Origin of the sequence: Bacteroides sp. MSK.18.37 (genome assembly GCF_019129155.2) — a bacterium.
GTDB lineage: Bacteria > Bacteroidota > Bacteroidia > Bacteroidales > Bacteroidaceae > Bacteroides > Bacteroides ovatus.
On record NZ_JAHOIB020000001.1, the window covers coordinates 5,019,924 to 5,044,328 of the forward strand.

General features: G+C 40.6%; 15 protein-coding genes. 4 read left to right on the forward strand and 11 right to left on the reverse strand.

Features of this window, described 5'->3' with window-relative positions; genetic code table 11:
- Positions 1 to 282: 282 nt before the first annotated feature.
- On the forward strand, positions 283 to 1,356 hold the full coding sequence (locus KSX81_RS19325; protein WP_008645115.1) for an IS110 family transposase: 1,074 nt from the start codon (positions 283 to 285) through the stop codon (positions 1,354 to 1,356).
- 420 nt (positions 1,357 to 1,776) lie between these two features.
- On the opposite strand, the gene KSX81_RS19330 is transcribed toward KSX81_RS19325, so the two are convergent.
- From KSX81_RS19330 to KSX81_RS19340, 3 genes are read right to left on the reverse strand one after another with little or no spacing between them, the layout of a single operon-like run.
- Positions 1,777 to 3,114 (reverse strand): RagB/SusD family nutrient uptake outer membrane protein, encoded by a 1,338-nt coding sequence (locus tag KSX81_RS19330; RefSeq protein WP_004300747.1) that lies wholly within the window; start codon positions 3,112 to 3,114, stop codon positions 1,777 to 1,779.
- Between the two features lie 10 nt (positions 3,115 to 3,124).
- Positions 3,125 to 6,472, reverse strand: coding sequence for a SusC/RagA family TonB-linked outer membrane protein (locus tag KSX81_RS19335; protein ID WP_118418212.1), 3,348 nt, complete (start codon positions 6,470 to 6,472; stop codon positions 3,125 to 3,127).
- A 30-nt stretch (positions 6,473 to 6,502) separates the two neighbouring features.
- Positions 6,503 to 9,136: a zinc-dependent metalloprotease gene (locus KSX81_RS19340; protein ID WP_217725825.1), complete on the reverse strand. Its 2,634-nt coding sequence runs from the start codon at positions 9,134 to 9,136 to the stop codon at positions 6,503 to 6,505.
- A 198-nt stretch (positions 9,137 to 9,334) separates the two neighbouring features.
- Here KSX81_RS19340 and KSX81_RS19345 point away from each other — a divergent pair, with 198 nt between their 5' ends.
- The 3 genes from KSX81_RS19345 to KSX81_RS19355 all read left to right on the forward strand — a co-directional run bounded on the left by KSX81_RS19345 (position 9,335) and on the right by KSX81_RS19355 (position 14,564).
- A complete protein-coding gene (locus KSX81_RS19345) occupies positions 9,335 to 10,987 on the forward strand; it encodes a M23 family metallopeptidase (RefSeq protein WP_121960607.1) in 1,653 nt (550 codons plus the stop codon).
- Positions 10,988 to 11,015: 28 nt separating this feature from the next.
- Positions 11,016 to 12,659 carry a C69 family dipeptidase gene (locus tag KSX81_RS19350; RefSeq protein ID WP_032812112.1) on the forward strand — a complete coding sequence of 548 codons (1,644 nt, stop codon included), beginning with the start codon at positions 11,016 to 11,018 and terminating at the stop codon, positions 12,657 to 12,659.
- A gap of 159 nt (positions 12,660 to 12,818) precedes the next feature.
- On the forward strand, positions 12,819 to 14,564 hold the full coding sequence (locus KSX81_RS19355; RefSeq protein ID WP_004300737.1) for a phospho-sugar mutase: 1,746 nt from the start codon (positions 12,819 to 12,821) through the stop codon (positions 14,562 to 14,564).
- Positions 14,565 to 14,953: 389 nt separating this feature from the next.
- Here KSX81_RS19355 and KSX81_RS19360 read toward each other — a convergent pair whose 3' ends face one another.
- From KSX81_RS19360 to KSX81_RS19395, 8 genes are all read right to left on the reverse strand, one after another.
- Positions 14,954 to 16,129 (reverse strand): DUF418 domain-containing protein, encoded by a 1,176-nt coding sequence (locus KSX81_RS19360; protein ID WP_004300735.1) that lies wholly within the window; start codon positions 16,127 to 16,129, stop codon positions 14,954 to 14,956.
- A gap of 9 nt (positions 16,130 to 16,138) precedes the next feature.
- A complete protein-coding gene (locus KSX81_RS19365; RefSeq protein WP_004326562.1) occupies positions 16,139 to 17,188 on the reverse strand; it encodes an acyltransferase family protein in 1,050 nt (349 codons plus the stop codon).
- Positions 17,189 to 17,268: 80 nt separating this feature from the next.
- Positions 17,269 to 17,832 carry a Crp/Fnr family transcriptional regulator gene (locus KSX81_RS19370; RefSeq protein ID WP_217725833.1) on the reverse strand — a complete coding sequence of 188 codons (564 nt, stop codon included), beginning with the start codon at positions 17,830 to 17,832 and terminating at the stop codon, positions 17,269 to 17,271.
- A 7-nt stretch (positions 17,833 to 17,839) separates the two neighbouring features.
- A complete protein-coding gene (nudC, locus tag KSX81_RS19375; RefSeq protein WP_259319899.1) occupies positions 17,840 to 18,634 on the reverse strand; it encodes an NAD(+) diphosphatase in 795 nt (264 codons plus the stop codon).
- A 708-nt stretch (positions 18,635 to 19,342) separates the two neighbouring features.
- A complete protein-coding gene (locus KSX81_RS19380; RefSeq protein ID WP_128858419.1) occupies positions 19,343 to 21,043 on the reverse strand; it encodes an ABC-F family ATP-binding cassette domain-containing protein in 1,701 nt (566 codons plus the stop codon).
- Positions 21,044 to 21,422: 379 nt separating this feature from the next.
- Complete coding sequence (locus tag KSX81_RS19385) at positions 21,423 to 22,796, reverse strand: FAD-dependent oxidoreductase (RefSeq protein WP_008644648.1); 1,374 nt, start codon at positions 22,794 to 22,796, stop codon at positions 21,423 to 21,425.
- 99 nt (positions 22,797 to 22,895) lie between these two features.
- Positions 22,896 to 23,477 (reverse strand): DUF417 family protein, encoded by a 582-nt coding sequence (locus KSX81_RS19390; RefSeq protein ID WP_004304234.1) that lies wholly within the window; start codon positions 23,475 to 23,477, stop codon positions 22,896 to 22,898.
- 88 nt (positions 23,478 to 23,565) lie between these two features.
- Positions 23,566 to 24,405 carry an AraC family transcriptional regulator gene (locus KSX81_RS19395; protein WP_004304233.1) on the reverse strand — a complete coding sequence of 280 codons (840 nt, stop codon included), beginning with the start codon at positions 24,403 to 24,405 and terminating at the stop codon, positions 23,566 to 23,568.

Sequence of the window (24,405 nt, forward strand, 5' to 3'; positions counted from 1 at the left end):
TAGATAAGAGGTCGGAAATTTATTTTAAAAAAGTCAAGCGAGACGAATAATTACCTCCGCATCTTATCAGGAAAATATCAGTCTTATTATCTTTGTTGTATTAAGATAAAGACTGATAGGCGGGAAGAGGACACCATAAAAGAGAAAGCACTTGAGGCTAGCCCACGTAACGGCCTCTCTCCGCCAAGCTGCAAAGCTCCGATAGAATATCAAGGTTGCGAGCCTATTTAGAGTTTAGAGTTCAAACAGCTTTTACCAGTCTTAGAAAAGTACAGCAAAAATATGAAAAAATTATTTATTGGAATTGATTTTTCAAAGGAGAAACTTGACGCGACGATAATTCTCGCATGTGGAATGAACGAAATAGGCTCCCGTGAGTATGGGTGTTTCCCAAATAACACTACGGGCTACCGCAAGTTATGTAATTGGGTTAAAACAAACGCTTGGAATACAATTGCTGAGGAATGGCTATTCTGTGGAGAAGACACAGGTTCATGTAGTATAGGACTGAGCAAATGGCTTTACGGAAAAGGCTATGACATATGGATTGAGAACGCTTACGCCATAAAACATAGCAGTGGTATCCAGCGTGTGAAAAACGATAAGGCGGACTCAGCAATCATTGCTGAATACGCATGGAGGCAACAGGACAAGGTTGTACCCTTTGAACCATTGAATGAATCCCTTGCGCAACTAAGGGAGATTTTCCTCTATAGGCATAAGCTAGTTGGGCAAAGAGTGGCAATGGAATTACGAAAAGAGGACAAATCACAATCAAACAAGTCAAAAGCAATATCCTTCATCAACCGCAAGAGCAAACACCTTATTGCGGAGATAAACAAAACAATTGCCGAATGCGATAAGGCCATTGATAGCATAATAGAGGCGGATGAGGAACTGAAAGAAAATTATGCTATTATAACCTCAATAAAAGGCGTAGCCAGGCAAAACGCAACCTGTATGTTGGTCTACACAAACAACTTCAAAAAATTCGGATATGACCCAAGAAAGATTGCATGCTATTATGGAGTTGCCCCCTTTGGTAAACAATCCGGAACGAGTGTAAATACACCTGCTCATACAAGCCATTTCGCCAATAAACTTATTAAATCATTATTAGGACAAGCAGCTCATATAGCCAAAATATATAATCCCGAAATTAGAGATTACTATCAAAGACTGATTAGTAAGGGAAAGAAGCCTCAAGTGGCTTTAAATAATGTCAAGAACAAACTCATAAGAATCATAGTGGCATTAGTCAGGAAGAAAGTACCATATGATCAAAATACATACAAATATTATGAAGAACGAGAAGTTATAGAAAGGAAAAAGAACGAGAAGTTAATTTATTGTTAAACGGAATAAGAGATTAGGATATTAGCATAGAATACGTGGACGTCGTTAGTTCATTCTATTCAAGGCTCTGGTAAACCTATTGGGAAATGAACAACAGAGTCCACGCCCTTGCATATAACAAAGACGTGAACGCTTAGTTGCCATTATCTCCCCAATTAAAGAATTTACCAGATTCTGAATAGAGATAATATTCTAAACGCTTCTACGTTATTAATCGTAATAAGTCGCTACAAAGATACGGATTTCTTGTTAAAGAACAATGCTTTTAGGGGATAAAGATTTAATGGTGAATGAGGTAGGTGTACAAAATGAGAAATGGCTAGTAGATAGATTAAAAAAAGCTCCTTTTACGCTTTAGGTAAAGGGAGCTTTTTAGTCTATGATGTCAGGCGGTTTGTTTCTATGAAAAATGCTTGGTTATTAGTTTAAAAGTCCGGGATTAGCATCAATTGCATCTTGTGGAATACGCAATGTGTAACGGGAATCATCTTGTACAAGTGTGTAGGTTACATCTTCAATTTCTTTTTTGATTTCCGGTCGGGTAGTTCGGCGTAAATCAAACCAGCGATGGCCTTCAAAAGCAAGCTCGCGAGCACGTTCTTTCAGAATTTCTGTGACTAGCTTTTCTTGGCTCATCGCATTTATTTCATTCTTTTTCTGCTCATAACCTTCTGATGTATAACGATTCTCTATTAGTTTCAAGAGCCGGGTACGTGCTTCAGGTAATTTGTTTAAATGTGCAGCAGCTTCTGCTGAATTTAAATAAAGCTCTCCGGTGCGGAAAGTACATTTGAATTTAGATTCACCACTTTTGATGGAAGTATAATTTCCATTTTTATTTGCTTGATAATACTTGTTTGGACGTAGATCTTTTCCTTCCTCATATTCTTGTAAAAATGAAGGGTAAAGTAAGAGTGATCCGGCATAATCGCTATTTGGAAAAACTTCATAGGCAGTGATCATTTCTACAGATGTAAATTCATTAGGAAGTTTGCCTCCTTCATCATTTAGGTTTACCAATGTCGATTTTCCGGCTAATATACGTTCCGAAGCTTCATAAGATTTGCTCCATTCACCCATGTATAAATATACCCGTGATTCCATAGCATCTACTGATAATGTTGAAAAACGGTATGAATATTGAATTTCCCATTCTTTTTTATTAATCAGTTTCCGTGCTGTTTCTATATCAGATAAAATAGAGGTATATATTTCCTTTACAGTATTTCTTGATGGTATTTCTTCTAAATCAGTATTGAGTTTTAGAGGAACTGCTTTGGTTTCTAATGCTCCGGTAGCTGTATAAGGTTGTCCATAAAGATTGACCAATATGAAATGCATATATGCTCTCATGAGGTAAGCTTCTCCAACTAATTGATTAATATCTTCTTGGCTTCCTTCTGATATTTCATCTTTTTTATCGATGATTGCGTTGGCATAATAGATATTGGTATAATAGGCCGCCCATCCAAATTGTCTCGTACTTGCATTCGGATTAACATCATTCCATTTTTCAACATCTCCTAAAGAATTTTTGGAAGTGGCATCAGACTGTAATATGGTTGCGATATCTGTTCTGATTTCGCATATTCCTCTGTCATTGAGTGCTGTATTGTAAGCTGTTGTGAATAAAGCTCTGTATTCAGCTAGCGTATTGGGAATTACTTGGCCTACTGGTTGTATGTCCAAATAACTATCACAGGAAGATAATAACAGGCTTCCTATTAATGTGAATATATAATATATTTTCTTTGTCATAATATATTTTTTAAAAGTTAAGACTTAGATTGAAGGTAATGGATTTGGGAACTGGGGTAGAGTATAAGTTGCCCATTGACTCCGGATCCATATAATTATCATAATTAGAGCTGATAACGAATAGGTTACGAGCCTCTAATCCTACAGTTGCTCCGCCGATACTTAGTTTATGAAGCCATTCGGATGGAACCCGGTAAGCAAGACGTATATTTTGTAGACGTACAAAGCTTAGCTTTTTTACCCAGATATCCAGTGATCTGTAAATGTCATTTCGAGTACTGAACAAGTAGTAGTCGGCCGGATTGTAATTGTACGTTGCTAATGCAGGGAACTTTCCTGTTGTATTTTCCGGTGTCCATCTATCCAGTATGTCTCTATTCATATTGCGCCCTGGGTCTAAGTCAGATACATTATAACTTGGAGTTGTTTTTACGTGTGCTCCAAAATTATATGAAAAATTCAGATTCAGTTCCCAATTTCGGTAATTGAACGTATTTAGAAAACCGCCCGTGTAGGGAGCATCTGACGTTCCAACATAGCTGTAAAAGTCTCTTTGTTCTTCAGTACTTGGTCCTATTTGGTAAGTGCCAAGACCATCTTCATTCGATGTCATTCTGAATAACTCTTCTACAGTGACAGCTTTCCCCTCTTTATTCTCAAGATAGATTTGTCCTGTATCAGGATTTATACCTTTTGTTTTTAGTGCAAAGATTGCACCTACGGGATATCCTTCCAGACTAGGAGTCACTTGGCTTTTATCTGTAAGTACTTTTAGTACTTTATTTTGATTATATGCGAAGTTGAAAGTAGTGTACCAAGAGAAGTTTTTAGTGGTGATATTACGTGTCTGCAGGTTTATTTCTACACCTTTATTTTCCATACTAGCCCAGTTTATAGACATATTAGTGAATCCATTTTCCAAAGCTAATGCTTTAGAACCAATTAAGTCTGTTCCTTTTCTATAGTAGTAATCTACACTAAGATTGATGGCTTGATTGAGTACAGAAAAATCTATTCCTAGATTGTAAGATGCTGTTTTTTCCCAGCGTAATTTACTGTTGGGAGCACTATTGATAATAATATTTTCTTCACTGTAACCAGGTAAAATATTCACATTATCATATTTTCCGACTAGGAATGGAGAGGTTCCCTTATCAATATTTCCTTGTAAGCCATAAGAAAGGCGAAGAGCTAAATTATCAACCCATTTGTATTGTCTAATGAACGACTCATTTGATAAACGCCATAGACCACTTACCGAATAGATTGGTAAGAAACGGTATTTCTTATCTACTCCGAATAAATCAGAACCATCCATGCGCACACTTCCTCCCAATGTATAACGATTCATTAAAGTATATGAACCATTGGCAAAGAAAGAAGCAAAAGCGTTTTCCTTGTACGATTTAGTTTTTAGATTCCAATCATTGGCTTGTGCTTCATCTTTAAATATGAGATTCTGGAATGTCAGTTTCTTTGGATCATACCCATATCCGGTTGAGGCTTGGTTGTCTGCCCAGTTTTTGCGAATTTCCGAACCAGCCATTATTTGTATATCATGTATATCCCCAAATGTGTTTTTGTATTCTCCCTGGATTTTCCATGTGAGTTGTGAGGTTGTGCTATTAGTTGTTTTAAGCATACCTCCTTCTGGTATAAGATAGGTTTGTACACCATCTTTCCAATATTTATTGTTTTCACGTATATTCCTAATATTATATGAATTTATCCCGGCATATTCTTCTTGCGACAATTGATCCCATTGCACACCAATCTGTGAATAAACTTTCCACTGATCGTTAAAACGTAGCTGAACATCAAAGATAGAATTGATGGCTGTGGTGACAGATTCTTTATTGGTGTTTGCTCGTTCTTCGAATATATTAAAGCCTTGCTTTTCATCTGTTTCATTACTTCTGACTACGTCGTAATCGTAAAGGTAGTTTCCTTGTTCGTCAAACGGAGCAAAGTAAGGGTTGGCGATACGTGAATAATATATAGGGTTAATAAGTCCGTAAGTATCAGTCATAAATGTGTTATTCTTGCGTCTGTTGGCAAAAATAGACATTCCAATTTTTAATATTTTGTTGATTTGGTAAGACGTTTTACTGGTCAGATTAAAACGGCTCATGCTTACACCTGGTACATTTCCGTTTTCTTTGACATAACCAAGTGAGTTGTAATAAGTAACCTTTTCGCTACCACCGGAAATGCTAAAGTTATATTCTTGCGTGAAAGCATCTCTGAATAATATATCATTCCAGTCTGTATTGATTGTTTTCAGTTTGTTTATAGCATTTTGGGCTTCAGGTGTCAGTCCGTTCCACCCCTGTTCTTTATAGATGTCTATTAAGTTATATTGTTTCATGATAGCAGCAACTTTTCCTTTTTCAGGAAATACCGGTATCGGATCTGTTAATCCCCATAATATCTCAAACCGTGCTTCTTTTAATAATTGAAGTTCCAAATCGACTTTCTCTTCCGAGTTTAGTAAGTTGAGCCGTGAAGTATTGAGATTTGGAGTATAAGTCAATTTAGTATTGAAGTTAATAACAGGTTTTCCGGTTTTTCCTCTTTTGGTTGTTACCACAATTACACCATTTGCAGCACGTGCGCCATAAATGGCAGTAGCAGCTGCATCTTTTAATATCGTAATGCTTTCAATGTCGTTTGGGCTCAAACCTGCGATAGAAGATTGTGACATATTTACAATGTCATTATCGTTATCTTTGTTAATCTCTGGAATATCTGTCCCCTCCAAAGGTATTCCATCCAATACCCATAATGGGTCTTGTGTTCCATTTAATGAAGCCGTACCACGAATACGAATACGTGCTGGAGCTCCCGGTGCACCAGAAGTTGTCGTAACAGCTACACCGGCGATTTGTCCTGCTAACGCCTGATCGATACTTTTTGCAGCACCTACCATTCCATCTGTAACATCTACTTTGGCAATGGCAGCAGTCAGTTTACGACGTTCCAGTTCTTGATAACCAGTTACTACTACGTCTCCTAATGTGTGTGATGAAGCTTGAAGTACAATACGATAAGTATCTTTTCCTGCTTGCAAAACGATGTCTTGTTCTTCAAATCCTATATAACTACAATGTAACCTAGTCACCTTTTCCGGAATGGAAATGGAGAATTTACCATCCATATCAGTGATAGTACCTAGAGAAGTCTGTGATGCTCCGGCCTTTTTCAAGTCATCTGCGTTAACATATACGGAAGCACCGATCAGAGGTTCATTATCTTCACCGGATATAACGACTCCGGTGATTGTACGATTAGCAGCGCTGGCAAAGGCCAGCGCATTTGCAAAGAGGCATATAAGAATGCACAAGTATTTTTTTCTCATTAATGTAGATAGTTAAAGTAATAAGTGGTTTTATTTGATTCCTAAAGCAGTATTAATACGTAGAATCATGTCCTCATAATGATAGCGTGCAGCAGTATCGGAAGTTCCGAGACGGTTCTGCAACAACTTCTTGATACGTAATAATTCACCGCGTTTCACAGAGATAGCATCTGAAATACGGTTGAGCTGACTGCCATAGAAATTGAGCACACGTGGAGCACCCATCCGGTCTTCCTGACGAAGTGCACGTTGTTCGGCAGCGTAACAGCTACAGAAAGGAGTAGCGTGGTCAAGCAAGAAATGCTCGTTTGCAATCTTCTTGTTGATTTTAACGGCTTCCGGTTCTGCAGCGGCTGTAAGTAATGCATCGAGGAAGTTTTTCTGCAAAGAACGTTCCATAACATTAGGGATACCACCGCGTTCGGTAACACCGAAAATATTCTTATGAAGTCCGTCCATAAGTTCCACTACTGTAAAGGCTTTCTTTCCGTTGACAGATTCATTCTCTATCATACGCATCAAACGAGTATTGCCAAGTAAATCCCAAAGGATATAGGCTTGGGCGTTCTTTAAGATTTGTGTAGGAGCATTTTCCTGTTTTCCGATGGGAGTATTGCGAAGTAGATAAGTATATTGCCCCACTTCCGTGTCAAACAGCCATTTAGGGTATGTCAAAACTTCATCCATCAGAAATTTCAGTGAAGCTTGTTGTTTCTCTTTCTCTACGAATGTATAAGTTTTAACGCCGTCTCCTACAATTGTATTTTCAATGTAGATGCCGCCAATATTGGCAAGGACATGATATAAATAGTTGTTCCATTGGTTGATTACAGCGTAGTAGAGGCGAGATGCTTCTTCATAAGTTTGTCCCTTCTCACCGGTAGTAGTCCATTGAAGAATTTGTGGAACGATACGTTTCAGATTCTCAATGCCAAGTAAAGAAGAGCGAACCGGATCATCACCTAAATCTTCGTTCTGTGCACGTGGATCTACCGCATCGCGGACATCCTGTGCTTCACTATATTTATAAAGCCGATCAGTATGTTTGCTCAAGAAATCGAATAAAATATCCTTTTCTTCTTCCGGAGTACTCTTTCCGTACCAACGATATCCATATTCGATAGCGAACATATCGTATGGACCGATATGCGGAGAAAGAACTTTCACGCCATCTCCAGGCTGTGCGATATAATTGAATCGTGCATAATCCATGATAGATGAAGCGGTAGAGTTCATTCTGGAAGTGAATGCTTCGGAACGTAATGAATCTGTCGGGAAAGCCCATGAACCCATCATATTGTGGCGGAGTCCCAGAGAGTGGCCTACCTCATGACAGGCGACGAATCGAATGGCATCTCCCATCAAAGCATCAGGCAATTGTACATTACGTGCTTCCGGACACACTGTTCCGGTCTGGACAGTAATCCATTCACGTACCATAGAAAGCACATTGTGCCACCACATAATATCAGCTTCCAGGATTTCTCCGGAACGGGGATCTAACAGAGAAGGTCCCATTGCATTTTTCTTTTCCGAAGCAGCATAAGTCAGTACGGAGTAATTGACATCATCCATGTCTACATGCATACTGTCCGTGATTTCTTTGGCAATAATCGCATTCTTGAAACCAGCCTTTTCAAAGGCAATCTGCCAGTCCTCGATACCTTTCTTAATGTACGAACGCCATTGGTAAGGAGTTGAATTATCAATGTAGAAGACAATCGGTTTGGCAGGTTCCACCATCTGACCTTTCAGATAAGCCTCCCGATCTTCCGGTTTGGGTTCCATACGCCAGCGGGTGATATACTGTGTCTTATCCGTACGCTGCTGCGCATCACTAAAACTTAATAACGGATTCGTGAAATAACCGACCTTCTGATTGTCGAATCGTCCCATCATCGGCTTCTCGGGCAATAAGAGAATAGAAGAACTAACTTCCACCGTTACATAAACAGTAGTAGTACCTTCCGTTACCCGGGTAGTCAACTCGGAAGTTGCCACGACATTGTTTGAAAAGGATTTGATGGATAGAATACGTGATAAATTCTTGATAGCCGAAGTACCCAGATTAATATTGGTAAATACGTTATTGATACTGGTTTCCGTACCATCATAAATATCATTCACCTTGATTACTAATGCCGTAGAATCTGCATTGACTGCTTCGATCTTGAATGCGGCAATCAGCGGAGAGATAAAATTATCCTTTACCGAACGGAAGATAGCATCCGTTTGGGGGGCCAGAGGTAATGGGCGTTGTTGACGTAATATTAGTTTGCCCGTCGCTTTGTCCCATTCCATGCAAACCATTTGATTCTCATAGTTTACTCCGCGGTTTACGCCCGCATCATTAAGTTCGGCAGGAACTCGTTGCAGCTTATTGACAACTAATAAGTCACGTCCCAAAAGTGAGGTGGGAATTTCAAAATAATAATCATTCTTCTTTTGATGTACAGCAAACATCCCTTTGGTCGTTTTACTGTCTTCCACTAATTTCTCGTAGTCGCTTTTACTCTTCTCTTCTTTCTCTTCTGGTTTTTTCTTTTTCTTTTTAAACCAACTCAGATTTTCTGTAGCGGGGGTAGTTGCAAATGCCGAGAGCGCTTCTCCACTCAGCAATATACATGCAATGACCGCTGCCATTACTTTTACATACATTCTCATTGAGTTTCTAACTTTTAATTATAATTAAAAAACGGCTACAAAAGTACTAATATAAATAACATAATGACTACTAATTTGCAATGAATATAACATTAAAAAGAAATATTAACTAGTATCTACGGTCATCATTCTCCTCGGATATTTCATAGTTTAGTGGGAATAGTGTACATTTGCGGGAGTAAAAAAGTGAACGGAATGATGAGACGATATATCACTGCTTTGATGCTGGCTTGCTGCATCGGAGGGTATGGACAAGAGAAGAAGCAAGTAACCTTTGTACCTCCTTTTGACTTTCCTCTTACATTGAGTGGGAACTTTGGAGAAATCCGCTCCAATCACTTCCACGGCGGACTGGATTTTAAGACAGGCGGAGTTATCGGTAAACCCGTTCGTGCTCTCGCTGATGGCTATATTTCGCGTATTCGCGTCACGAATGGTTCGGGATATGTACTTGATGTCTGTTATCACAATGGCTATTCAACGATCAACCGCCATTTGAGTGGTTTTGTTTCTCCCATTGCCGAAAGGGTGGAGAAACTTCAATATGAAGAAGAAAGCTGGGAAGTAGAGATTGTTCCCGAACCGGGAGAATATCCGGTAAAAGGAGGCCAGCAGATCGCATGGAGCGGAAACACCGGATATTCGTTCGGTCCGCATCTTCACCTGGATGTATTTGAAACGGAATCGGGAGATTATATTGACCCTATGCCTTTCTTTCAATCGAAAATAAAAGATACGCGTGCTCCGAAAGCGGATGGCATTCTATTTTTTCCACAACTGGGTAAAGGAGTAGTGGATGGAAAGCAAGAGAATAAAATCATCCTTCCTAATAGTGAGCGTCCGGTGGAAGCATGGGGAGTGATAGGTGTGGGGATCAAAGCATACGATTACATGGATGGAGTGAATAACCATTATGGAGTTTATTCAGTTGTGCTTACGGTAGATGGCAATGAAATATTTCGTAGCACCGTAGATCGTTTCTCGCAGGAAGAGAACCGGATGATTAATTCCTGGACTTACGGGCAATATATGAAATCTTTCATTGATCCGGGCAACACTTTGCGTCTGCTAAAAGCATCGAATGATAACCGTGGCTTGGTGACGATTGATGAGGAACGGGACTATCAGTTCTTATATACATTAAAAGATGCTTTCGGAAACACTTCCAAATATAGTTTCACCGTACGGGGTCGGAAACAGCCGATTGAACCGTTGAATCATCGGGAGAAATATTATTTTACATGGAATAAGACTAATTATCTGCAAGAACCGGGATTGAACTTGGTTGTTCCGAAAGGAATGTTGTATGATGATGTTCCCCTCAATTATCAGGTGAAGGCGGATAGTGGTGCCGTTGCTTTTACTTATCAGCTGAATGATAAGGCGGTTCCGCTGCATGCAGCTTGTGAACTGTGTATCGGGTTGCGTAGAAAACCAATTGCCGATACGACGAAATATTATGTGGCCCGCATAACTCCAAAAGGAGGAAAGTACAGCGTAGGCGGAAAGTATGAAGACGGATACATGAAAGCATCTATCCGGGAGTTGGGAACTTACACTGTTGCCATCGATACCATCCCGCCGGAGATTATCCCTGTCAACAAGAATCAGTGGGGAAGAAACGGAAAAATTGTCTATCGTTTGAAAGATCAGGGCGCGGGAATTGCTTCCTATCGTGGAACGATTGACGGAAAGTATGCGCTTTTCGGACGTCCCAATATTGTGAAATCATACTGGGAATGTACGTTGGACCCCAAACGCGTAAGGAAAGGAGGCAAGCATACTGTTGAATTTACAGTGACCGACTATTGTGGGAATGAAACAGTGGCCCGTGAAAGCTTTATTTGGTAAATTATTAAAAGTGAATCATATATTTATTATGAAGAGAAGAATTATTCTTTGTGCCGCCGTATTGATGGCGGCTGTGGCGAACACCTTCGCCTGCACCAACCTGATTGTCGGAAAAAATGCGTCTGCCGATGGCTCGACGATTGTTTCCTATTCTGCCGACTCGTACGGCTTATTCGGAGAACTTTATCATTATCCGGCTGCTACCTATCCAAAAGGTACGATGCTGAAAGTTTATGAATGGGATACCGGCAAGTATCTGGGAGAAATAGAGCAGGCACGCCAGACTTACAATGTAGTCGGTAATATGAATGAATATCAGGTTACCATTGGTGAGACAACTTTCGGCGGACGTCCGGAATTGGCCGATTCTACAGGGATTATCGATTACGGAAGTCTGATTTATATCGGTTTGCAACGTTCGCGCACTGCCCGTGAAGCAATTAAGATCATGACCGACTTAGTGCAGCAATACGGCTATTATAGCGAAGGAGAATCCTTTACTATTGCCGATCCGAACGAAATATGGATTATGGAAATGATTGGTAAAGGTCCCGGCATCCGTGGAGCAGTTTGGGTAGCTGTACGTGTGCCCGATGATTGCATTTCGGCCCATGCCAACCAGTCACGTATCCACCAGTTTGATATGAACGACAAGGAAAACTGCATGTACTCTCCGGATGTCGTTTCTTTTGCCCGTGAGAAGGGATATTTTAATGGAGTAAACAAAGACTTTAGCTTCTCATTAGCCTATGCGCCTCTTGATTTTGGTGCCCGCCGTTTCTGTGAGGCTCGTGTGTGGAGCTATTTTAATAAGTTCACAGATAACGGAAAAGATTATCTTCCTTACATTGAGGGAAAGACCAATACGCCGATGCCTCTTTTTGTGAAACCGAAACATAAGTTATCCGTGCAAGATGTGAAAGATATGATGCGCGACCATTATGAAGGAACGCCCCTTGACATCTCCAATGATTTTGGAGCCGGACCTTATAAGACACCTTACCGTCTTTCTCCTCTGAACTTCAAGGTAGATGGTCAGGAATATTTCAACGAACGTCCGATTTCCACTCAACAAAGCGGGTTTGTATTTGTTGCACAAATGCGGGCTCATAAGCCGGACCCGATAGGCGGTGTACTTTGGTTTGGCGTGGATGATGCGAACATGGCTGTATTTACCCCGGTTTATTGTTGTGCTACTAAAGTGCCGGTATGTTATACCCGTGTAGATGGGGCCGATTATATTACTTTCTCCTGGAATTCTGCTTTCTGGATTTTCAACTGGGTATCTAATATGGTCTATCCGCGTTATGATTTGATGATCGGTGATGTACGGGAAGCGCAGAAAGAAATGGAAACTACTTTCAACAATGCACAGGAAGGCATTGAAGAAATGGCTGCCAAACTGCTGGCAAAAGATAAGAACGCAGCGGTTGACTTTCTGACAAACTATACAAATATGACCGCACAGAGCACTTTCGATACTTGGAAACAATTGGGTACATTCTTGATTGTGAAGTACAATGATGGAGTGGTGAAACGTGTTAAAGACGGTAAGTTTGAGCGTAATTCTATCGGACAACCTGCCGGAGTGATGCGTCCCGGATATCCGAAAGAATTCTTGCAGGAATATGTCAAGCAGACTGGTGACAGATATAAAGTGCCACAAGAATAGATATTAAGTATGAGATATTAGGTATTAAGTATATCGCTTTTTAATTCTTAATTCTCAAATTTCAATTAAAAGAATAGGAATTATAAACTTATTATTTTACATTTGTGTGCTCAAGAAATTGATAATAAATAATTCATTAACCAATAAATAACAATCGAAATGGAAAATCAGGAACTTATTAAACAGGTCACTGAAAAAGCCGAAAAATGGCTAACCCCGGCTTATGATGCTGAAACCCAGGCTGAAGTGAAACGTATGTTGGAAAACGATGATAAAACCGAACTAATTGAAGCTTTCTACAAAGATCTTGAATTTGGTACTGGTGGTCTGCGTGGTATTATGGGTGTAGGTAGCAATCGTATGAATATCTATACGGTAGGTGCTGCCACTCAAGGACTTTCCAACTATCTGAAAAAGAACTTCAAAGACCTGCCGCAGATTTCTGTAGTAGTAGGTCACGATTGCCGCAACAACAGCCGTTTGTTTGCGGAAACTTCTGCTAATATTTTCTCTGCCAATGGTATTAAAGTATATCTGTTTGACGACATGCGTCCGACACCGGAAATGTCTTTCGCCATCCGTCACCTCGGTTGCCAGAGCGGTATCATTCTGACTGCTTCTCACAATCCGAAGGAATACAACGGTTACAAGGCATATTGGGACGATGGTGCACAGGTATTGGCTCCACACGATAAAGGTATCATCGACGAAGTGAATGCAATTGCTTCTGCTGCCGATATTAAATTCCAGGGAAATCCGGATTTGATTCAGATTATCGGTGAAGACATCGATAAGATTTATCTGGATATGGTGAAAACTGTTTCTATTGATCCGGCAGCTATCGCCCGTCACAAAGATATGAAGATTGTCTATACTCCGATTCATGGTACAGGTATGATGTTGATTCCTCGTGCATTGAAAATGTGGGGATTCGAAAACGTATTTACTGTGCCCGAACAGATGATTAAGGACGGTAACTTCCCGACTGTCGTATCTCCGAACCCGGAAAACGCGGAAGCTCTTTCTATGGCTGTAAACCTTGCCAAAGAAATTGATGCTGACCTCGTTATGGCTTCCGACCCGGATGCTGACCGTGTGGGTATTGCTTGCAAGGATGATAAAGGCGAATGGGTACTGATTAACGGTAATCAGACTTGTATGATGTACCTTTATTATATTCTGACACAGTACAAACAACTGGGTAAGATTAAAGGTGGCGAGTTCTGCGTGAAGACAATCGTTACAACTGAACTAATCAAGAAAATCGCAGATAAGAACAATATCGAAATGCTTGACTGCTACACCGGATTTAAATGGATTGCCCGTGAAATCCGTCTGCGTGAAGGCAAACAGAAATATATCGGTGGCGGTGAAGAAAGCTACGGATTCCTTGCCGAAGATTTCGTTCGCGATAAAGATGCCGTATCAGCTTGCTGTTTGATTGCTGAAGTTGCTGCATGGGCAAAAGATAATGGAAAATCCTTGTATCAGTTGTTGCTGGATATCTACGTAGAATACGGATTCTCTAAAGAGTTTACTGTAAACGTAGTGAAACCGGGTAAGAGTGGTGCAGAAGAAATCAAAGCTATGATGGAGAACTTCCGTGCCAATCCTCCGAAAGAATTGGGTGGCTCTAAAGTGATCTTGAGCAAAGATTATAAGACACTGAAACAGACAGATGATAAAGGTAACGTAACTGCAATCGATATGCCGGAACCATCTAACGTACTTCAATATTTCACTGAAGACGGTAGCAAAGTTTCCGTTCGTCCTTCAGGTACAGAACCTAAGATTAAGTTCTATATGGAAGTTCAGGGTGAAATGGGTTGCCGCAATTGTTATGCTTCTGCCGAATCTGCCGCAATGGAAAAGATTGAAGCAGTGAAGAAATCATTGGGTATCTGATTTTGTTTCTTCTGAAATTTCAGATATAGATAACGAAAGATAAATAATAAATAGCGCCTCCATGGTCTTTTCGAAGATTATGGAGGCGCTTCTTTTTCTCTATACATAGCCCTGATTCTGTCTATTTTCGGGCTTTTTCCCCAACTTGGCACAGTTCTTTCATTTCCTTTGCATTCTTTAAGTCCACTTGCTAATCCTTCTTGCGAGAATCTTGTTGTATTGACATCATCTCAATTTCAACCCGCAGGCTGCGGATACACATGTTTTGTTGATGCTTTAGAGTGATACGTTCAGTTTCATATTCGTAAGTTGTTCGTTTGTAGTTATGTGTATTTCGTGGCCTGCTTTCTTAGTCTATTTTTCAGTCAGTGCTATTTCTTTTTTTTCTGTTATTTCTTCGTGCCTATCCAAGTCCATTTATGCCATATTGTTTCCAATGGTCCTTGTTTATGTTTAGACAGCCACCATTTGCAGAACCGAACTTGCGCCAGGAAAAGAATAATACCGATAATCAGGCTAAGAGTATATCCACAGTAAGGAGCAAGATAGAATCCGAATGGGAAATAGATAATGGCTCCCAAAATAGATTGAGAAATATAATTGGTCAAGCTCATTTTTCCGTAGAATCGCAGATTAGATACAGTTTTCTTGAACTGATCCTTCTGATAAAGCAACACGAAAGAAGCAACAAGTACAATCGTAAATGCAAATTTCTGCCACATATCAAAGGCAGTACCTACCGTTTGCTGAATTAAACTGCTGTCACTTTGCATGATCTGTTCTTTCAGAGAATACAGTGGCGCGAAACTGATAGCTGCAATAATAAGTGCTTTCATCCAGAACTTCAAATGAGATTCGGTAGTAACGAACAATTCTTTGCGTCCGATATATAAGCCAAACAGGAAAAGTCCGGCAGTCTGCAAGAAACGTCCGGCACCGATAGCCCAAAACAGACTTGCTTTCTGTCCCAGCGTAACATTACCTATCAGAAAATCCCAAAAGCTTCCGGCTTTGGTGTATTCCGCTACTTCAGCATACATGGCTCCGACATTCAAATCGGGTAGGGTATAGGCAGGATTGAAAAGGCTCATTATATAATGAAACCATTCAATCGGTTGCAGTGAAAACAAGATGGCGGTGATTAGAATCGCTTTGTCACTCCATTTACGTACGATAAATAGTACAAGACTGACTACAACAAACAGAAGCAGGACATCTCCTGCCGGGAAGAAAGCGGCATTCAGAGTGGCGAATCCTGCCAGCAATATCATTCTCCATAAAAAGCGGTAACCAAAATCTTTTCCTTTCAACTGCTGGTTGTGCGACTGGATATAGAAAGTGAATCCGAAAAGCAGAGCGAATATGGCATAAGACTTTCCGGCAAGCAGTGAAAATGTCGCATTAAATACTCCGGCATCCAAAATGGTGAGCCATTCAGGAGAACTTTCCGGATATACGGGGAAAATGAAATGCTCCAGGTTATGAACCAGAAGGATGGCCATTACAGCAAATCCTCTAAGAGCATCTACTACTTCAATTCGGGGTGTTTTTGTTGATAATTCCATGGGGCTAATTTATGATTGTTTTTTAGTTAGTATTTGTTTTACCCATCTATTGGCAGGCTTTTCAAAATAATAATAAGAAAGTAAGCTAAGCGCAATAGTGATGCAAAAAATGACGGGGACACTTATCATCCAATGTATGTGCCATTGATACAGAGTAGCCATTTGGAGGTATGTGAGTATAATAAATAAATGTATCAGATAGAAACTATAACTGATTTCTCCTCCTATCACTAAGACCCGATTGGATAGTAACCGGGATATATACCCTCTTTGTAAGGCAAAGATAAGTATCACCAAAGAAACGGGTAGCCAGTAGTAACAAGAATAGCGGTATACTTTGGGAATGTCTGCGGCACAAAAATAGAAAACAAAAAATAAAATGACTACTCCTATTTCTAATAGTGTTCCGGTGGAATAAGAAATCTTTTTGTTGAATATTGACCGATAAAACTGATAAAGTAAAACACCTACAAAAAAGTCCGGCAGGCGGGTGATTGGATTTACATACCAGTATGCTTTAATTTGTTCTTCAGCAGTCAGATGCATACCTGTCAGCATAATCAGCAGGCAGATGAAAAGAGTGATACATAGATTCCGTTTACTATTTAAGAAAGGAATGATGAGGGGGAAACAGAAATAAAATAACTGTTCGCAGCCCAGACTCCACGAAGGACTATTGAATGAGAAAAAATAATCTGCAGAAGGGAAGAACGGTTGCAATAAAAAAGTGGAAGCGGCGAAGTGTTTTATCCAGTCTGTCGTATCGTTGTATTGAACATACCCTCCTATGCATGCGGCAATTAATAGAGTAAGTAGATGGAGGGGGTAAATGCGGGCAATGCGTGCTACCCAAAAAGTACGTTTGGTGGTGATCTTTTCCAATAACTTTTCTTCATAATTATAGGCAATAATGAAGCCACTAAGGATGAAAAAAAAGCTGACTCCAACAAATCCTTCTTTAAAGAAGTGTGTGTCGAAGCTCGGATCCAGAACATAACAATGTGCCCCGAATACCATCAAGGCAAATAATATTCGTAAAGAAGTTAATGTGTTAATCACGATACTTATCAGTTTTTTTGTATTCGCTGACAAAAGTACTGTTTTCTTGTGATATAAAAATTCACATAGATTAAAAAGAATCAAAATTCAGACCGTAGGCGGCTAAGATGTTGGGGAGTCATGCCTAGAAAGGAGGCTATATATCCCAATTGGGCACGGTGAATGACATCGGGTTGCTCACGTAAAAGTTGTTCATAACGTTCTTTGGCCGGAAGATACAATCGGTTGATATGGTGAATATCCATGTACAACAAACATTCCTGATGAATGACACGTCCCCAGTTGGCAATTTCTATATTAGTTTCATAAATCTGATTTAAATCTTCAATACGTATGGCATATAGTTCACAATCTTCCAGTAATTCTACATATTCGTATCCCGGTTGATTATGATATAAATCTTTCATGGCAAAGGTAATATCACCTTCGCGTGAAAACCAGATCGTGATTTCTTCTCCGTCACGTAAACAATAGGACCTACAAAACCCTTTTTCAATAAAGTAGACGTGGCGGTCTAGTACTCCACCGTGTATCAGTAAATGTTTTTTAGGAAGCTCCATTTTCTTCATATAGCTGAAGAGTACTTCTAAAGAACTGTCGGATACCGGATAATACTGACGGATTCCTTTGATGATATTTTCCATGTTTGATTTATTCATTTGGATGTTCTATCCACCAATCAATCATCTTTCGGGCAAGACTAAGTTTTCTGGGAAGTTCGGGTAAATTGTCTCTTGTATAAAAGTCTCCCGAGCTCAATTCTTCATCTTGGAGGTTGATTTCCCCTCCGGCATAATCAGCAATAAAGCCGACCATTAGTCCGCTAGGATAAGGCCAGGGCTGATTACCGAAATAAGTGATATTCTTTACATCCAGTCCGGTTTCTTCTTTCACTTCACGTGCTACACATTCTTCTAGCGTTTCTCCGGTTTCCAGAAATCCGGCAACGAGACTGTTGAATGTTCCTTTAAAATTGCGGGCATGCACTAAGAGTAGTGAATCTTTTTTTCTCACTAATACAAGAATCGCTGTGGAAATGGAAGGATATGCTTCCCGGCCACATTTCGGACAACGCTTCATGATAGATTCTTTCTGTTCCATAGGCGTGCCGCAGGCGGAACAAAAGCGGCTGTTTCTATCCCAATGCAGAATCTCATGTGCTTTTCCTGCTGTCTGATAATGAGACAAAGGAAGATATTCATAGGAGGCACGAAGCCCTATCATGATCCATTGCTCCGATTCTTCAATGGGAGAGGAGAGGGAGAAAGCCTTGCAGTTTTTCCCTTCCAGTGTAGTGATATTGTGTACGGTTGTTTTTTCTTTAATAACAATAGGAGAGCTTTCTCCACACGGGATGGCATATATGGCATCTTCTTTTTTCTCAAGAAGCAGTTGGTCTTTGTAAAAGATAAACCACCATGATTGTGCTGTCTGATTCATTTTAATTCTAATTCTTGATCTTCGCGCTGCGAAGTTATAAAAAAACTAGATTGATATTTAGACTTATCAGATAAAATACAGGGCAACTGCACCAAAATTTGATTCATAACCGTGCAGAAATGAGCTAAATGATAATTTTGCGGAGTGCCCTGAAAGGGCTTAATTATATAGCGTAGGGCAACGCCCTACGTAAAAACGACAATCTGAATTTGCGCCCTGAAAGGGCATAATTGTATATAGTTCCGCCCTTTCAGGGCTTGTGGCTGGTGTGTTTTTTTTCGTAGGGCGTTGCCCTACGCTATAGAATTAAGCCCTTTCAGGGCACCCCAATAAATATATAATTGTAAGGCTTTCAGCCTAACCGATAAATTCCCATTTAATTAAGAACTGTACTGAAACGAGTTAAACGGTGCGCTAATGAATGGGTCAAGGGTGAGGGTTGGTGAGGGTAGATTTATAACTTTCGTATTTTTTTTTATAAATAAAAAAGGAGATAGTATAGAAAATAATAAAATAAAAGGTTATAAATCTACCCTCACCAACCCTCACCTTTGACCCATATCTTATAATAAAAAGATAACGGGGAATCTTAAAAACTCAATCATCTTTTTCAGATTTACCACAACGTTTCCAGAATACTCCATTATTTTATTCAAAACTGTGCGGATATGAATTAAATTTTGGTGCGGTTGCCCTGGATAAAATATCAATAGACTAACTCAATAAAATGCATTGTTCGACACCAATTTCCTGAATAAAATAATTGTCGTGTGAGATTGCTATCACAGTACCTGCATAATTTTTGATAGTAGCAGTGATAATTTCAATACTTTGTATGTCCAAATTGTTGGTAGGTTCATCCAGGATAAACATATCAGGGGTATTGTTACTAATCATCAGACAGCAGAAAGCGAGACGCATTTTCTCACCACCACTAAGTTTCCGGCAGGATTTGTCCCATTCGGATGCAGGAAACAAGTAACGGTTTAGAATAATCTTTATTTCATGCTCCGGCAGATTCCGGCTATTGAAAGCGTAAGCCTGTTCAAGAATACTGTTCCGGTCGTCAATGATCGAATACTCTTGATTCAAATAGACATAGCTAAAGTCCGTCCGTGTCAGGGTTCCTTCCTGTGGTTGAAGTTGGCCGGTGATTAATTTCAATAGAGTTGTTTTCCCGCTACCGTTGGCTCCTTCTATACGGAGGCGGTCTCCGCTCTTTAGCTGAAAACTGACAGGAGCTTGCCAAAGCTGTTGTTTTGAGATACTATTTTCCTGAATATCATTGCTATTCGGATTGGGAAGATAACCTGTGTCAGACGAATTTATTTCATTATTCGTCAGAATATCATTGTTAACCGAATTGGAATGATAACTGAAGTTAATCTCTTTTGCTGTCACTAATATCTTCCCGGTATGAAGCGAGGAACTGTTGAAGTCGGTTTTTAATGCCGCAGTCGGAGAGAGCGAACCTCGAAGCTGGTTGCGTTCATTTGTTAACTTCTCGGCTTTTTCCTGATGAACGCCAGTCAGTTTACTAGTGCTCTTCTCGGATTTCCCTTGGAGTGCGTTCAATACAATGCGTGGAACTCCTTTTCTTATATTACTCTTTTCGCCGCGTACATTCTGTTTGTCCCTGCGTTCGGCCGTTTCGCGAGCCACTTTACGGGCAATACGTAGTGCCTTTTCTTTTTCTTCAATACGTTGTTGCAATGCTTCCTGCATCAGCGTTTTTTGTTCTTTGTAGAATTCGTAATTTCCGCCATAATAATTGATTTGATGCTTCTCCAGTTCGCAAATCTCGGGGAGAAGATTGAGCAGAGTACGGTCATGACTTACCACTAACAGGGTGGAACGATATTTCTCTACCCAGTCATATAAACGTTGTCTGCCGGAAGAATCGAGATGATTGGTCGGTTCATCCATAAGTACGACAGATGGGTGATGAATGTCCATCCCTGCCAGAAATACACGGGTCTTTTCACCGCCGCTAAGCAAATTCATCGGGTAGGATAGAGTAAACTGTCCTAGCCCCCATAAATCGAGAGCGGCAATGGAACGTTCTTCAATATTCCAGTCATCATCCAGGATGACGAAATTTTCGTTTGAGGCATCTCCTGACAGGATAGCATGTAAGGCTTGTTGCTTACGTTCTATCTGGAGTGCTTGAGCGATAGTCAATGAATCATATTGCCCGAAATGTTGCGGGATATAATATAGGTCGTCCGGACGGACAATGACACCGGAAGAGGGTGAAAGTTGTCCGGCAATAATTTGCAGCAAAGTAGATTTACCGCACCCATTGTTACCGACTAATCCCAGTTTCTGCCCCTTACTGATGGCGAAATTGAGATCACTGAATAATACTTCTTTATCCGGATGGATATAGCTGATTTGCTGAATACTTATAGACATAATGATCTATTGGGTTTGAGGTTGAAAATAGAGTGAGGGAAAATCACAGGATAGGGGGGAACGACAAACACAATACTGGCTAAACAACACGGATTTCGTGATGCTTAACGAAATAGAAAAAGCATATAAGAAAAGTGATGTTTACTTAGAAGTGTTGTCTTACTTACTAATTCTCATTGCGGTAGGTATATAGTTTAACTTGGTTGCAAAGATAACACTTTCTATTAGATTTCACTCTATTAAGACTGAAAAAGAATGAGTTTCATTTATTTAGAGGCTCCGTTTACCTCATTCAGAGCCTCCGATTACTCCAAATAGAGCCTCTGTTTACCCTATTCAGAGGCTCTGTTTTAGAAGTGAGTTATATTCTTTCTTATTCTTATACATCAAACAGTTGATTTAATCCCTCACTCATACTGGGATGCGTGAAGATAAAATCGCGCAAGAATGTAGAGGTTTGCCCTGTTTTTATCGCCATAGCTACGATATTGATGATTTCTGAAGCATCGGCACAGAATAGAGTACAGCCCATAATCTTCCCGTTATGATTATTGATGATAGCTTTTAGCATACCATCAGTCTGCCTTAATGTGCGGGTACGAACGATAGAGGAAGCCGGCAACCGGGAAACCTTAAATGAATATCCTCTTTTCAGAGCTTCTTCTTCACTGATTCCGATATGTGCCAATGGCGGATCAATAAACACTGCATATTGCACAGGATCACGGTCTCCGATATCACGTTTCTTGTCACCGAAGAGCTGGTCACGGATAATCCGGAAATCATCTAGCGAGACATAAGTAAATTGCGATCCGCCTTTCACATCTCCCATTGCCCATATATGAGGAACAGTAGTGCGTAACTGATCGTTTACGATGATAGCTCCGTGAGCATCAACTCCTACACCCGCTGCTTGCAGATTCAATCCTTCAATCATCGGTTTACGTCCCGTTGCGATAAGAATGGCATCTCCATCTACATAATAAGGAGTACCGTCGGATATGTCCGAGTAAGTCAGTGTCACTCCGTCATTCGTGTCATGGATAGACTGTGCACGAGCGTTCAGATGGATTTCAATACCTTTCTTCTCCATCACTTCTTTGACGCTGTTTGCAATATCCCGATCTTCGCGAGGCATAAATTTGTTTCCTCCTTCGAGTATCGTCACTTTACTGCCGAAACCGGCATACATAGAAGCGAACTCCAGTCCGATATATCCTCCACCTATGATAATCAGGTGATGAGGAAGTACACTTAAGTCCAAAAGCGCACTACTGGTATATACGTGCTGACTTTGCTGAATACCATCTATTGCAGGGATAATGGGAGTAGACCCCGTGTTGATAAATATCTCTTTTCCTTTCAGTTCGATTTCTCCTTCGGGAAGTTCCACTTTTATGGTATCGGCGGATATGAAAGACCCCGTTCCGGTATAGATAGTCACATTAGGACGTTTGCTTAGTCTTTCGTAATTATCATTTCTAAGAAAGGAAGTGAGGCGGTTCTTTCGGCCGATGGCTTGTTTGTACATATTCGCCTGCTTCGGAAAATCATCGTGGTAAAGCAAAGCGGAAACCTCGGCTTCATGCACCAGCGTCTTTGTTGGGATACAGGCTACATTCGGACAGCTTCCTCCATACATCATGTTGGAACGTTCTACGATGGCCACTTGCCATCCGCGGTTGGAAAGTTCGGCAGCCAGGGTTTTCCCTGCCTTGCCGAATCCTATAATAATTGCATCATATTGTTTCATAACTTCTTGTATTAACGATTTGTATGAGACTATATAACAGTCTGAAAATACGATTTGTTCCGCAATGGCAAGAAGTCAGAATCCTCTTTAGTGGTTGTCTTAGTCTTTTTTAAGTGTTTTGAGTACGCGTTGTGACGAGTCGGATAATAACACTACGGCACTGGCCAGGATCACAATGTCTTTAATCACCAACCGCCCTGCACCGGATAGTAATGGGAAACCGAATTCTCCGCTTCCCAAGTCGGGAACCCAGACTTCCGGGGTGGTGACAAGAAAAGAAAGTGTGCCGAGCGTCATGATAATGGCGAGGGTGTCGCCTGCCAATCCCACTTTTGGGAAAAAGATTCCCAAGAATACCAGTATGCCGATACCCATAATAAGAGCTCCCAGTCCGTAAGAGAAAGTATAAGTGCGGTTTGCTTCGTGCCATGCACGATTTTCCGGGACAAAAGCACCTTCCGCATTTTTATGTTCTTTGTATTCGGGTGCACCTTTAGCATAGAAGAAACTCATAAAAGGACTGTTGGCAACAAACGGAACAATCCCGTCGGCTTCATAATGGAAATACTTCAATCCGCCTATCCATACAAATACTACCAGGATGGCAACGCGGATAAATTTCATACCAAAACTTTTCAGACTTGAAGTGAAGGTCAGTAAAGCGATCAATTTCTCTTTCATTTTGTTGGGGTTTTAATGGGTTTATCTTATGTTGCAAAGGTCGTCCATTTCCACTACCCCCAAAATAGCAATACTTCCGTATGCCTTGTCAATTTTTCCCTTCCTGTGTGTTTCTGAATTGCACGGCGCTCTGTCCAGTCATATTTTTGAAGAAACGGCTGAAAGAAGCCTGGTCTTCAAATCCCAGAATATCGGCAATCTCTTTGGCGCTTTTGTTGCTGTAAAGCAGGAGACGTTTAGCTTCCGCTTCCACCCGTTCGTGGATAACCCGAAGCGGCGAAGGCAGTTTGCAGGTAGAAAAGATGTTCGATAGTGTCTTGGGAGATTTATGCAACATATCGGCATAGTCCTGCACCTGTTTCTTCGTCCGGTAATGCTCGTCGACCAAGTTATAGTATTGGCGGACAATCTCAAAACCGGATTCTTTTTCACGGGTGATATTCATGCGGTGACGTGCAATCCGGGTACATTGGATAATGAAACGTTTTAGCAGGATGCGTAGCATCTCCTCCTGCAGGCTGTCGGAAACGGTAAACTCGTTTTCCAGTGCTTCGGTAATGGTGTCGAGTTCTTTACGTTCTTTTTCATTCAGGGTAAAACGGATCAGGTGAGAAGAACCGTTGAACAGGAAACCGCTGCATGACACTTCATGGTCGTTGCCATAGATACAATAGAAATTGCTGTTGAACAACAAAGTCAGGTATTCACCATCAATCGATTTAAATTCGAGGTGTTGCAGATGAGTGAGTGAAATCACTTCATCTTGGGTAAGTATCATTTCCTGATGGTCGATTTCTACTGTGATGCTTCCGTTGCGTACCCATATAAATTTATAAAGCCCTTTTTCTTTTTGCAGTGCTTTTTCTGTCAGATAAGAGTCTGTAAGTGCGAGTGTTCCTTTTAGTTTCGTGTGATATTGTTGTAACAT

Excerpts from the sequence above, each read along its gene's own strand:
- KSX81_RS19380 (WP_128858419.1), bottom strand. The coding sequence starts at position 21,043 with ATGTCTATAAGTATTCAGCAAATCAGCTATATCCATCCGGATAAAGAA.
- KSX81_RS19350 (WP_032812112.1), top strand. The coding sequence starts at position 11,016 with ATGAAGAGAAGAATTATTCTTTGTGCCGCCGTATTGATGGCGGCTGTG.
- KSX81_RS19370 (WP_217725833.1), bottom strand. The coding sequence starts at position 17,832 with ATGGAAAATATCATCAAAGGAATCCGTCAGTATTATCCGGTATCCGAC.
- KSX81_RS19385 (WP_008644648.1), bottom strand. The coding sequence starts at position 22,796 with ATGAAACAATATGATGCAATTATTATAGGATTCGGCAAGGCAGGGAAA.
- KSX81_RS19390 (WP_004304234.1), bottom strand. The coding sequence starts at position 23,477 with ATGAAAGAGAAATTGATCGCTTTACTGACCTTCACTTCAAGTCTGAAA.
- KSX81_RS19325 (WP_008645115.1), top strand. The coding sequence starts at position 283 with ATGAAAAAATTATTTATTGGAATTGATTTTTCAAAGGAGAAACTTGAC.
- KSX81_RS19355 (WP_004300737.1), top strand. The coding sequence starts at position 12,819 with ATGGAAAATCAGGAACTTATTAAACAGGTCACTGAAAAAGCCGAAAAA.
- KSX81_RS19360 (WP_004300735.1), bottom strand. The coding sequence starts at position 16,129 with ATGGAATTATCAACAAAAACACCCCGAATTGAAGTAGTAGATGCTCTT.
- KSX81_RS19340 (WP_217725825.1), bottom strand. The coding sequence starts at position 9,136 with ATGAGAATGTATGTAAAAGTAATGGCAGCGGTCATTGCATGTATATTG.
- KSX81_RS19330 (WP_004300747.1), bottom strand. The coding sequence starts at position 3,114 with ATGACAAAGAAAATATATTATATATTCACATTAATAGGAAGCCTGTTA.
- KSX81_RS19395 (WP_004304233.1), bottom strand. The coding sequence starts at position 24,405 with ATGTTACAACAATATCACACGAAACTAAAAGGAACACTCGCACTTACA.
- KSX81_RS19335 (WP_118418212.1), bottom strand. The coding sequence starts at position 6,472 with ATGAGAAAAAAATACTTGTGCATTCTTATATGCCTCTTTGCAAATGCG.
- KSX81_RS19345 (WP_121960607.1), top strand. The coding sequence starts at position 9,335 with ATGAGACGATATATCACTGCTTTGATGCTGGCTTGCTGCATCGGAGGG.